General features: G+C 60.4%; 13 protein-coding genes and 1 tRNA gene. 13 read left to right on the top strand and 1 reads right to left on the bottom strand.

All coding sequences use genetic code 11. The features are described from left to right. Nucleotides 1-350 precede the first annotated feature (350 nt). The 13 genes from pstS to HMPREF2890_RS00245 all read left to right on the top strand — a co-directional run bounded on the left by pstS (nucleotide 351) and on the right by HMPREF2890_RS00245 (nucleotide 11293). Nucleotides 351-1406 (top strand): phosphate ABC transporter substrate-binding protein PstS, encoded by a 1056-nt coding sequence (pstS, locus tag HMPREF2890_RS00305; RefSeq protein ID WP_070463898.1) that lies wholly within the window; start codon nucleotides 351-353, stop codon nucleotides 1404-1406. Then, nucleotides 1403-2272: a phosphate ABC transporter permease subunit PstC gene (pstC, locus tag HMPREF2890_RS00300; RefSeq protein WP_070463895.1), complete on the top strand. Its 870-nt coding sequence runs from the start codon at nucleotides 1403-1405 to the stop codon at nucleotides 2270-2272. Before pstS ends, pstC begins: the two co-directional genes overlap by 4 nt. Beyond that, nucleotides 2269-3177, top strand: coding sequence for a phosphate ABC transporter permease PstA (gene pstA, locus HMPREF2890_RS00295; protein ID WP_070463893.1), 909 nt, complete (start codon nucleotides 2269-2271; stop codon nucleotides 3175-3177). The genes pstC and pstA overlap by 4 nt, the downstream gene beginning before the upstream one ends. A 21-nt stretch (nucleotides 3178-3198) precedes the next feature. Then, on the top strand, nucleotides 3199-4065 hold the full coding sequence (pstB, locus tag HMPREF2890_RS00290; protein ID WP_305775538.1) for a phosphate ABC transporter ATP-binding protein PstB: 867 nt from the start codon (nucleotides 3199-3201) through the stop codon (nucleotides 4063-4065). Nucleotides 4066-4079: 14 nt separating this feature from the next. Further along, on the top strand, nucleotides 4080-4763 hold the full coding sequence (locus HMPREF2890_RS00285; protein WP_070463891.1) for a phosphate signaling complex PhoU family protein: 684 nt from the start codon (nucleotides 4080-4082) through the stop codon (nucleotides 4761-4763). A 1-nt stretch (nucleotide 4764) separates the two neighbouring features. Continuing rightward, nucleotides 4765-5580: a response regulator transcription factor gene (locus tag HMPREF2890_RS00280; RefSeq protein WP_070463889.1), complete on the top strand. Its 816-nt coding sequence runs from the start codon at nucleotides 4765-4767 to the stop codon at nucleotides 5578-5580. 11 nt (nucleotides 5581-5591) lie between these two features. Then, on the top strand, nucleotides 5592-7340 hold the full coding sequence (locus tag HMPREF2890_RS00275; RefSeq protein WP_070463887.1) for a sensor histidine kinase: 1749 nt from the start codon (nucleotides 5592-5594) through the stop codon (nucleotides 7338-7340). Nucleotides 7341-7758: 418 nt separating this feature from the next. Continuing rightward, on the top strand, nucleotides 7759-8076 hold the full coding sequence (rplU, locus tag HMPREF2890_RS00270) for a 50S ribosomal protein L21 (RefSeq protein WP_070463884.1): 318 nt from the start codon (nucleotides 7759-7761) through the stop codon (nucleotides 8074-8076). Nucleotides 8077-8128: 52 nt separating this feature from the next. Then, nucleotides 8129-8398, top strand: a complete 270-nt coding sequence (gene rpmA, locus HMPREF2890_RS00265; RefSeq protein WP_070463882.1) for a 50S ribosomal protein L27 — start codon at nucleotides 8129-8131, stop codon at nucleotides 8396-8398. Nucleotides 8399-8606: 208 nt separating this feature from the next. Then, nucleotides 8607-9188 carry a C40 family peptidase gene (locus HMPREF2890_RS00260; RefSeq protein ID WP_246825203.1) on the top strand — a complete coding sequence of 194 codons (582 nt, stop codon included), beginning with the start codon at nucleotides 8607-8609 and terminating at the stop codon, nucleotides 9186-9188. Next, nucleotides 9185-9895: an HAD family hydrolase gene (locus HMPREF2890_RS00255; protein WP_070463878.1), complete on the top strand. Its 711-nt coding sequence runs from the start codon at nucleotides 9185-9187 to the stop codon at nucleotides 9893-9895. Before HMPREF2890_RS00260 ends, HMPREF2890_RS00255 begins: the two co-directional genes overlap by 4 nt. Beyond that, nucleotides 9879-10613: an RNA methyltransferase gene (locus HMPREF2890_RS00250; protein WP_070463876.1), complete on the top strand. Its 735-nt coding sequence runs from the start codon at nucleotides 9879-9881 to the stop codon at nucleotides 10611-10613. Before HMPREF2890_RS00255 ends, HMPREF2890_RS00250 begins: the two co-directional genes overlap by 17 nt. A gap of 5 nt (nucleotides 10614-10618) precedes the next feature. Beyond that, entirely contained in the window at nucleotides 10619-11293 is a 675-nt protein-coding gene (locus HMPREF2890_RS00245) for a peptidylprolyl isomerase (protein WP_070463874.1), read from the top strand. 92 nt (nucleotides 11294-11385) lie between these two features. Here HMPREF2890_RS00245 and HMPREF2890_RS00240 read toward each other — a convergent pair. Further along, nucleotides 11386-11461 (bottom strand) — tRNA-Gly (locus HMPREF2890_RS00240). Nucleotides 11462-11619: the final 158 nt, after the last annotated feature.

Here is an 11619-nt window from a genome sequence, read left to right as displayed (position 1 = left end):
CCGATATTAGTTTTCTCTAATACCGATATTAGTGTTGTCTAATACCGATATTAGTGTTGTCTAATATCGGTATTAGAAATTTGCTTGAAAGGGGGGCTTTTCGACCCGCAAGGGGTCAAGGGGGTTAGGTGGGGCGCTGCTCATCGGTCACCGCTTCGCGGATGACCGATGCCTATAGAGATTGCACCCCTCCCGGGGTGCTATCCCCCGCCCGGGGTGCCTCCCTGCCTGCCGATCCCAGAGGGATCACCCCGCCCTCCGTAACAGCAATGTCACACGAGCGTAACGGCAAGGTATAACCGCCTCGGTACCTTTGCCGCACAGAGACAGATACTCATACATTATATATTGTGGCAAAGCAATTTCTGATCTACTCCTTGCTGGGTCTGGTGCTCGTTCCGTGGCTGAGTGGCTGCGCCGGCTCGAAGACCCTGAGTGGCGCCGGGGCGACTTTCCCTGCCCCCTTCTACATCGAGGTGGCGAAGCAGTATGGCGATGCGGAGGGCATCCACGTGAGCTACGGCGGTGTCGGCAGTGGCGCTGGTCAGCGCAATCTGGCCGAGACGACGGTGGACTTTGGCGGGACGGACGAGTTCCTCTCCGATGAGAAGATCGCCAAGGCTATGCCTATGCCGATCATCCATATCCCCACCTGCATCGGTGGCATCGTCATCGCCTACAACCTCGAGGGCATCGAGGAGCTTCGACTCACGCCCGAGGTGATCTCGGGGATCTACACCGGGCGGATCACGGAGTGGAATGACCCGGCGATCCGAGAGCTCAATCCCGACATCACCCTGCCCGACCAAAGGGTGATCCCGATCTACCGCACGGACGGCAGCGGTACCACCTTCGTCTTCTCGAGCTACATGAGCAAGGTCGACTCGGTGTGGCGCGAGGAGCTTGGTGCTGCCAAGACGCTGGATATCAAGGTGGGCAATGCCGCCAAGGGCAATCCCGGCGTCGCCGGCGTGATCTCCTCCACCCCCGGTGCGATAGGCTACATCGGCTCGGAGTACTCCATGGCTCTCGGCATCCCCGCCGCAGCAATTCGCAACCGCTCGGGGCACTTCATCGCCCCCACGATGGAGAGCATCTCCCTCTCCGCCAACCTCAGCGACTTCCCCGATGACACGCGGGTGATGATCGCCGACAGTCCCGACCCTGACGCCTACCCCATCAGCACGATGACCTGGCTCATCGTCTACAAGGAGCAGAGCTACGGTCACAGGAGCCTCGAGAGTGCCCGGCTGCTGCAGGACTTCCTCTACTACATCGTCGGCGAGGAGACCCACGAGGCGGCGCGCAAGACTCACTACGCCTCCCTCCCGCCCCTTGCCCTTGAGAAGGCGAGAGCCGTCATCGCCTCCATGACCTACCAGGGTAAGCCCCTGAGCGAACCATGAAAAAAGATCGTTTCTTCAACGCCCTGCTGACGATCGTCGGCATCGGCTTCATCATCCTGACTGCCGCGATCATCTACACGCTCGCCTCGATGAGCGGTCCCGCAGTGAGCCACTTCGGCTTCCTCGACTTCCTCTCCGGTAGCGAGTGGAGCGACAAGACACAGAGCTACGGCGCCTGGCCCTTCATCGTCGGCACGCTGGAGACCTCGCTCCTGGCACTGCTCCTCTGCATCCCCTTCTCCCTTGCCGTGGCGCTCTTCTCCGGCGAGTACTTTAGGGGAAAGAAGATCGCCGCCGTCGTCAGCTCCGTCGTGGACATGCTGGCGGGGATCCCCTCGATCGTCTACGGTCTCTGGGGCTTCTACACCATCCGCCACCTGATGATCGTCTGGGGGTGGAGCGAGCAGGGCTTCGGCGTCATCCTCGCCTCGATCGTCCTCGCAATCATGATCATCCCCTACGCCTCGTCGCTCTCGACCGAATTCATCTCCATGGTGCCGGGAGAGCTGAAGGAGGCCGCCTATGGCCTCGGGGCGACCCGCTTCGAGGTGATCAAGAGCGTCTCTCTCCCCGGTGCTGCGTCGGGCATCTTTGCCGCCTACACCCTCGCCTTTGGCCGTGCCCTCGGAGAGACGATGGCGGTGACGATGCTGATCGGGAATACGAGCAACATCCCCTTCACCCTGAGTGAGAGCGGTGATCTGATCGAGACCGGCAATACGATGGCATCGGTGATTGCCAACCAATTTGGCGAAGCGACGGGGCTGAAGCTCAGCGCCCTCTTCGCCATCGGTCTGATCCTCTTCCTCATCACGGCGCTGATCAACTGTGCCGCCAAGATCATCATCTCCAGACTTAAGCCATGAGCAGCAGCCACAACTCCCTCGAGACCTACGCCCTGAGGCCGACACACCAGCAGCGCCGCCGGGCGGTCAGCCGGGTCGCCTTTGTCCTCGTCTGCCTCCTCAGCATCGCCACAGCGATCCCGCTCCTGGCAATCCTGATCGAACTGATCGCCAAGGGCTGGCATCAGCTCAATCTCGACTTCTTCACCAGCGTCGTCCCCTCCTCAATCGAGGCGATGCTGGCCAAGCAGAGCGGTCAGCCGATCCCCGGGGGTATCCTCAATGGCATCGTCGGCACCCTCATCATGGTGGGTCTTGCCTCGCTCATCTCGATCCCCTTCGGACTCCTCGGCGGCATCTACCTCCACCTCCATAGGGGGAAAAAGATGGCGACCCTCGTCCGCACGCTTGCTGACATCCTCCAGGGCGTGCCGTCGATCATCTGCGGCATCCTCGTCTACATGTGGGTGGTGCGCGCCATGCACAGCTACAGTGCCGTCGCCGGAGCGGTCGCCCTCGCACTGATGATGATCCCGATGATCACCCGTAGCACTGAGGAGGCGCTCAATATGCTGCCCGGCTCCCTCCTCGAGTCGGGGCTCGCCCTCGGCAGCTCCTACACCTCCGTCATGCTCCACGTGCTGCTCCCCTCCGCCATCGGAGCGATCATCACCGGGATCCTCCTCTCCATCTCCCGCGTGATGGGGGAGACGGCACCGCTGATGGTCACCGCCCTCGGCGCCACGTATGTCAATCTCGACGTCACCAGCCCCACTTCCGCCGTCAGCCTCCTGATCTGGGAGTTTTACAACGACCCCAATCTCGTTGACCTGATCTGGTCTACCGCCCTTTTCCTCCTGATCCTCATCCTGGCTCTCAACCTGACCGCCAAGACGATTGCGGCAAAGCGGGGCGTCAAGAGATAATCGAAATAATCTTAGATTTGTATGTCCACTACCACCAATAGCTCCACGAAGGTCATGAGACAGCCCGGGAGTCAGATCCCCATAGCCGACAAGATCCTCTCGACCCACCGGCCGAGCCAAGAGGAGGACCTCACCCCGATCATCGAGGTGCGCGACCTCTCAGTCTCGTACACGCCGGAGAAGCGGGCGATCAAGAGCATCAATTGCTCCTTCTATGAGCATCTCGTCACCGCCGTTATGGGGCCGAGCGGTTGCGGTAAGAGTACCCTCCTGAGGGCGATCAATCGCATGCACGACCTCTACCCCGAGATCCGTACCGAGGGTCAAATCCTCCTCCACGACCACGACCTGATGCAGATGAGCCCCATGGAGGCGAGGCGAATGGTGGGGATGGTCTTCCAGCGGCCCAACCCCTTCCCCACCATGTCCATCGCGGAGAATGTCCTCGCCGGGTATAAGCTCAATGGCATCCACCTCTCCAAGGATGAGCGTGAGGAGGTGGTGCAGACCTCCCTCGAGAGCGTCGGCCTCTGGGAGGAGGTGAAGGATGTGACCCACCAGAGAGGCTCCTTCCTCTCCGGAGGACAGCAGCAGCGACTCTGCATCGCACGCGCCCTCGCCCTCCGGCCCGAGGTGCTGCTGATGGACGAGCCCACCTCCGCCCTCGACCCCATATCCACCAATACCATCGAGGAGCTGATCCTTGAGCTGAAGGAGCACTACAGCATCATCATCGTGACACACAATATGGGTCAGGCGGCTCGCATCTCCGACAAGTCTGCCTTTATGTACCTCGGTGAGCTGATCGAGTACGACGACACGCAGAAGATGTTCACCACCCCGAGTGACAAGCGCACGGAGGACTACCTCACCGGAGTATTTAGCTAAGCACCACACACACCATGAGTACCAGTATCATCAAGGACCGAAAGCTCGAGATCGTCCACAGCCAGTACGAGCTTATCTCCAAGGTCACCCTCCTCCAGCTGGCTATCCTGCGGAAGCTCTTTGCCGGTCCCTTTGACGAGGAGCTCTTCGAGGAGGCGGACACCAATGAGCACGTCATCGACCGACTCGAGATCCGCATCCGTGAGGAGGTGGCGTACACCATCTATATGTTTGCCCCCAAGGCGGAGGACCTCCGGCGCATCATCGCCTACCCCGACCTCACCACTAATCTGGAGCGCGTCGGTGATATGGTGATGAATGGCGTCTATATCGCCCGCGACCTCGACTTCACCTCCGACTTTATGCACGAGTACTCCCGGCGGCTGCTGCAGATGCTCGACGACACGACCGAGATGATCCGGTCGGCAATCATCTCCTTCTCCACCATGGACACCGAGGTGGCGCATCAGGTGATCGATGCGGACGACAATATCGACCGCCAGCAGCGCGAGATCATCCAGCTGATCACCACCGAGGGTGCCGACAGGGTGCACAGCGAGGCCGAGATCCGGGCCCTACTGCAGATCCACACCGTGGCGCATAACCTCGAGCGCATCGGGGACTCCGCCACCAACCTCGCCGAGTCGACCATCTACCTGGTCGAGGGGACAGACGTACGACACGAGTTTGAGGAGTGACATGAAGAGAGACGACACGCCCCGCTCCCTCTCGGAGACCGACAGCCCGGCACGGATCCTCATCGTCGATGACGAGGACGACATCTGCGAGATCGTCGCCTTTCACCTCGAGCGGATAGGCCTCCGGACCACCTCCGCCTCGAGTGCAGAGGAAGCGCTGCGGCTGATGCAGGCAGAGGAGGACCCACACTACTTTAGCCTCATCGTCCTCGACGTGATGATGGAGGGGATGTCAGGCTTTGAGATGGCGGAGGAGCTCCGCAGCGAGGGGTGCGAGATCCCCATCATCTTCCTCACCGCCAAGAGCGCTGAGGATGATCTGCTCCACGGCTTCACCGTCGGCGGAGACGACTACCTCACCAAGCCCTTCTCCGTCAAGGAGCTGGTCGCCCGTGTCAAGAGCGTCCTCCACCGCACCGCTGCTGCCGAGCATGAGCCGGTAGAGAGCGACCGGATCGTGGTGGGACCGCTCATCATCGATGAGATCGCTATGACCGTCTCCGACGGCAGTCACCCCTTTGACGTCACCAAGACGGAGTACGACCTCCTCAGGATGCTCGCCACCGCTCCCGGCCGGACCTTCACCCGACAGGAGATCCTCGACCGCGTCTGGAGCCGCGAGAGCTTAGTCCTCGACCGCACGGTGGACGTGCACATCGCCCGCCTCCGGAAGAAGCTCGGCAAGTACGGCACGATGCTCTACAACAGGGTCGGCTTTGGCTACGGTCTCCGACCGATGACCTTAGATGAGATTGACGCTGAGCTTGAGGGCGCCGACGAGGATGGCGAGGAGGCCGAGCAGCCCTCCAAGCGATAGCGAGAGACACCATGAGCGGCTCCACACCCCACCCTACAAAGAGGAGCTTCGGGCTCCACTTTGCCCTCACCCTCCTCTGCCTCGCCTTCACCCTCCTCTGCTGGAGCAAGTATAGGGATGCCTCCTTTGCGGAGGAGCAGCACCTCAGGGAGAGCAGCAACACTCTCGCCACCTACGCTGACCTCATAGCGCAGAGCCACCACACCCTTCCCCTCGAGGACCTCTTCGCCCTACTCCCCGATGGGATAGAGGCTGAGCTGGTCAACCCCTCCCTCCGCATCACCGCCGCCACCGACACCACACGGGTGGGGAGACAGCTCACCCTCACGGAGGACCCCGAGCTGAGGCTCGCCTACTACAACCACAGCGGTGACCACCTCAGCCCCGCAGAGGAGAGCGACACCGCGGACGGGCAACTCCACTACGCCCTCTACTGCGATGGGCACTACATCCATCTGACCCGACCCTACCGGGAGCAGTCGGCGACTGATCGCAAGACGCTCTGGCTCGCCTGCCTCCTTCCCTCTCTCCTGATCCTCCTCGGTATGCTGGTAGGCACCTTCCTCAGCCTCCGAGCCACAGACCGCTCCGTCAGCGGGCTGAGACGACTCACCGCCGCTCTGCGCCGTGGGGAGCATATGGAGGGGCCACTCTTTGCCGACGATGACATCGGTGCCCTCGGCGAGGAGCTTCGCCGGCTCTTCAGCGAGAGCGAGGCGACAGTGGAGCGGACGGAGGAGATGCGACAGCACCTGATCGCCCTCTTTGACCTCTCCAAGATCGGCATTGCCCTCTTTGACAGCAGCGGTACGACCCTCTTTGCCAATACCCACTTCATCCAATTTGCCAGCATGATCTCCTCCCGGGCGCTTCCGCTCGAGAGCCTGTCCGAACTGCTCACGGAGGAGAGCATGCAGCCGATCGGCGACTTCATCACCTCCTCTCCCAGTGGCGAGGAGCGGAGCCGCAGGGCGATGATCCCCTCGGGGAGCCACATCTTTGAGGTAAAGGCTTTCCGCTCAGCTTCGGAGACCTTTGACCTCACGATCGAGGACGTCACCGTATCGGTCCAGACGGCGCAGCTCAAGCGCGAGATGACCAGCAATATCACCCACGAGATACGCACCCCGCTCACCTCCATACGAGGCTACTTAGAGACACTGCGCTACAGCGACCTCTCGCCGGAGCAGCAGGCCGCCTTTACCGACAAGGCCTACAGGCAGGCGGAGCGGCTCAGTGCGATGATGGACGACATCCGCCTCATCAGCCAGATGGACGAGCGGGAGGCGGAGGAGTACCGGATGGAGGAGCTCGATCTCGGGCTCGTCGTCGAGGAGGCGCGCATCGCCTTCGCCGACCGCATAGAGCAGAGTGGAGACCGCTTCGTCAATGAGATCCCTGACGGGCTCACCATCCACGCCAATAACTCCCTCATCCACTCCGTCTTCCAAAACCTCATCGAGAACTCCCTCCGCTACGCCGGCGATGGAGTGACGCTCTGCTTCTCCTGCTACCACCGGGACGACGAGTATGTCTACCTCTCCTACTACGACACCGGGCGAGGGGTACCGGAGGAGAAGTTGGGGCGTATCTTCGAGCGCTTCTACCGCATTGACTCCGGCCGCACGCGCGACCGCGGTGGCTCCGGACTGGGGCTCAGCATCGTGCGAAATGCGATTCGCCTCCATGGCGGACAGATACAGGCGCGGAGGCACAGTCCCGAGGGTGGGCTGGAGTTCCTCTTCACGCTCCACAAGTGACACCGGGTATCGGAGACTATGGAGAGGGCACCCCGGCAGGAGGGGCGCATTACCACCTGTCGCACTTTCCCAAAGCAGACACCTTTCACACCCCGATAGGGTGGTCAAGCATGGGGAAAGACCTTTGCAAAATGGTCTTTCGCCGAAAAAGCACCGCTTTTTCGGCAGGGAGTTTGCAGAATACCCCAGATGCAAGGGACTGAGAGTGAGGGCGAAGGGAGTGTGCTTACGCACATGACCAAGCCCGAATCTCGAATGTGACGCTGCAGATGGGGTATTATGCAAAGGTCTCGGGGAAGACTTTAGGATGTCAAAGGAAATCAGTACCTTTGCAGACGAAATACTCCGCATCGGGTCGTGTAAGCAGGGGTCTATAAGCTCCTCACCCGCCGGGTATCACTCTAAGAACTAAAGCAATATGTACGGAATCGTAGAGATTCAGGGACAGCAATTTAAGGTCGAGGAGGGCAGCAAGCTCTTCGTCTACCACATGAAGGATGTCAAGGAGGGCGACACGGTAGACTTTGACCGTGTAATGCTGCTGGACAAGGAGGGCAACGTCACCGTAGGCGTGCCCACCATCGAGGGCGCCAAGGTGACCTGCGAGGTGGTAGAGCCCCTCGTCAAGGGCGACAAGGTGCTGGTCTTCCACAAGAAGCGTCGCAAGCGCTACCGCAAGCTCAATGGCCACCGTCAGCAGTACACTCAGCTGCAGGTCAAGTCTATCGTAGGCTGATCTGAGACAGTCAGTTATTTACTCACTCTTTAGACTATTTCGAATACAAGATATGGCACACAAAAAAGGTGTAGGTAGTACCAAGAACGGTCGCGAATCGGAGAGCAAGCGTCTCGGCGTCAAGAAGTTTGGCGGCGAGGTCGTCAAGGCAGGCAACATCATTGTCCGCCAGCGTGGCACGCGTCACTATCCCGGTGAGCACGTAGGTATGGGCAAGGATCATACCCTTTATGCGCTTACCGATGGTGTCGTAGCCTTCCGCACCACGACGGGTGACAAGTCGATCGTCTCCGTAGAGACGAAGGACATCGTCGCCAACTAACTACTACTCGGCTTCACTCTGCAAGACGATACCCTACTGACATAGGTCTCGAGCGGATAAGACTAAGCCACTTAACTCACAAGCGTATGCCCGTCACCATTCTCCCCATGAGATGAGTGCTGAGCATACGCTTCTCTCTTTTTTCAGCACCTGACCTGAGGGGAAAGAGCCGATGCGTCTCGCCCCACCCGCGGATCACTACTCAGCTATGAAAAGAAACCCACTCTATCTCATCGCCGTCGCACTGATGTTTGTCAGCACCACCTCCTGCAGCGTCACGAAGCGACCGATCAGCTCGCTCTACTTTGCGGAGCAGGCCTCGGAGGCTGCAGCGACGCCCTCCCCGGAGATGGTGGCTCTCAGCGAGAGCATCTCGAGCAAGCTCGGCATGGAGCTCTCCTATCCGGAGAATGACCTGGGGCTGTATGCCTTCGTAGCGGACTGGCTACGCACGCCGTACCGCTTCGGCGGGATGTCCCGGAGGGGGACCGACTGCTCAGGCTTTGTCTACCGGCTCTACGAGACGGTCTACGAGACCAATATCGGGCGTCAGTCCTCTGCCGACCTGATGAGTCAGACGGCGCGGGTCTCCCGGGACGACCTGAAGGAGGGCGACCTGGTCTTCTTCAACATCCGCAACAGACGCGGAGGTCGCGCCTCCCATGTGGGGGTCTATCTCGAGGATGGGAAATTTGCCCACGCCACCACACGCAGCGGCGTGATCATCTCCCACCTCAGCGAGCCGTACTACCGCAGGACCTACCTCGGCGCAGGAAGGGTAAAGAAATGACGATCTCTCCCCTACCCCCCGAGGAGCCAAGGCTGGTCCTCCTCGATATGGACGGCGTCTTGGTCGACTCGATGCCGATCCACGACTACGCCTGGCGAACGGCGGCAGACAAGTATAAGCTAAAGTACGAGGAGGGGGAGTTTTTCCGTGCCGAGGGGATGAAAGGGAGGGACACCATCAGACTCCTCTACCGGAAGACGTACGATGTGGAGCCGACAGAGGACTTCATCGAGGAGGTGTACGGATACAAGACGCATCTCTTCGAGGAGAGGCAGTCCGAGCTCCTGCGCCCCATCCCCCATGTGCACGACCTGATCCTCTACCTCAAGGAGGTGCGAGGGATCGACCTCGCAGTGGTCACAGGCAGTACGACAGCCAATGCCCTCTCGCGGACAGGGACCTTCTTTGAGGGACTCTTCACCGAGGAGCAGCTGATCACGGCAGATAAGGTGGAGAGGGGGAAGCCTGACCCGGAGCCCTACCTCCGGGGGATGAGCCTCACCGGACACAGCGCCGGCGAGACGCTTGTGGTGGAGAATGCTCCGCTGGGGGTCCGATCGGCCATTGCTGCCGGAGCCTTCACGGTAGCCGTCACCACCGGTCCCATCCCGGAGGAGTTCCTCCGGTGCGAGGGTGCCAATCTCATTTTTCCCAATATGCGGGCTCTGCTCGCCTGGTGGCGCGTGACCTATGGAAAAGCTGTCTGAGAGGGAGAGCAAGCTGATCCGCTCCCTCAGGCTAAAGAAGAATAGAGACGCCTCCGGGCTCTTTGTCGCCGAGACAGTGAAGGTGGTCGAGGAGATGCTCCCCTACTTTGATGTAGAGCTGCTACTCGTCACCGCACCGACCGACCTGCCTGTCGACGAGACGAGGGTGCGCCTTGTCAGCGATCGGGAGATGAAGCGAGTGTCTCAGCTCGAGTGTCCCTCGGACTGCCTCGCCCTCCTCAGGATCCCCCCTGCCCAAGCGGTCGGTCGGCTCAAGGGGCTGGTGGTGGCACTGGACGAGGTGCAGAACCCCGGCAACATCGGCACCATCATCCGCCTCTGCGACTGGCTCGGCATCGGTACACTCCTGATGAGTCGCGGCTGCGCCGACCCCTACGGGGCTAAGGTGGTGCAGTCCACCGCCGGTGCCCTCGGTGCCCTCGCCATACACTACGACATAGACCTCGTCGCCACGCTGACCGACTACGAAGGACCGATCATCGCTGCCGACCTCGATGGCAAGCCTATCGGCCAGGCAGCGACGCCCCGGGAGGCGGTGGTGCTCTTCGGCAACGAGGGGCACGGCTTCCGTCCCGAGGTGAAGTCACTCTGCACAGAGACCATCCTGATCCCCAAGTCGCCGACAGCAGCAGGGGACTCACTCAACGTTGCGCTCAGCGCTGCCATCATCCTCTCCCACTTCTCTCAGATCATCTAAAGCTCATGAAGCCACACGCCCTACCCTTCGCCCTCCTACTTACCCTCCTCCTCTCGCTCACGGCAGCGGCACAGGAGGGGAAGCCCTCCTACGTCCGATTCAAGACGAATAAGGGGGACTTCGTCATCGAACTCTACGACGAGACACCGCTCCACAAGGAGAACTTCCTCTCCCGCGTGAGAGAGAAAGCCTACGACGGGACCACCTTCCACCGCGTGATCCGAAACTTCATGGCACAGGCCGGTGGTGGACTCAAGGGTGGCAAGGATCCCAAGGGGACCTACATCGACTCCCTCAGCCACGCCACCATTGCGGCGGAGATCCTCTACCCCAAGCTCTTCCATAAGCGGGGCGCTGTCGCGGCAGCCCGCGTGGGGAATGACATCAATCCCGACCGGCGGAGCGATGGTCTGCAATTCTACATCGTGATGGGGCAATTTTACCTCGAGGGGGAGCTGAAGCAATTTGAGAGTGAGGAGCGCCCGATGCCCGAGGAGGTGAAGAAAGCGTATATGACCGAGGGTGGTACGCCTCATCTTGACGGGGAGTACACCGTCTTTGGGCAAATCGTCTCCGGGATGCGCACCGTCGAGAAGATCTGCGCCACGAAGACGGATGAGGACGACAAGCCCCGGAAGGAAATATACATCAAGTCGGCTCGCATAGTGAGCCACCCGTGAGTCTCTCGCACCAGGTGGCTTGACCATCGGCTGAGAAGGGAGCAAAAAAAAGACTGTGCCCTCTCGGTGATGAGAAGGCACAGTCTCTAAAGTGGAGCGGAAAGCGGGGCTCGAACCCGTGGCCTTTGGCTTGGGAAGCCAATGCTCTACCAACTGAGCTATTTCCGCATATCTATCTCTCTATGGGGCAAAGTTAGCCATTTTCCCCCATTCCCCCAATAGCCAAGGAGGGCAATACAGAGGTGACGCTCTTGAGCATTAGGGTAATCATATAATCAAGGTGGCTCATCCGTCAGGCACCCGAAGGGTGCTCGCTCCATAGGCAT

Source organism: Porphyromonas sp. HMSC065F10, assembly GCF_001808555.1.
Taxonomy (GTDB): Bacteria; Bacteroidota; Bacteroidia; order Bacteroidales; family Porphyromonadaceae; genus Porphyromonas_A.
Note: the sequence above shows the minus strand (reverse complement) of the source record. Positions and strands in the feature narration are given on the sequence as shown.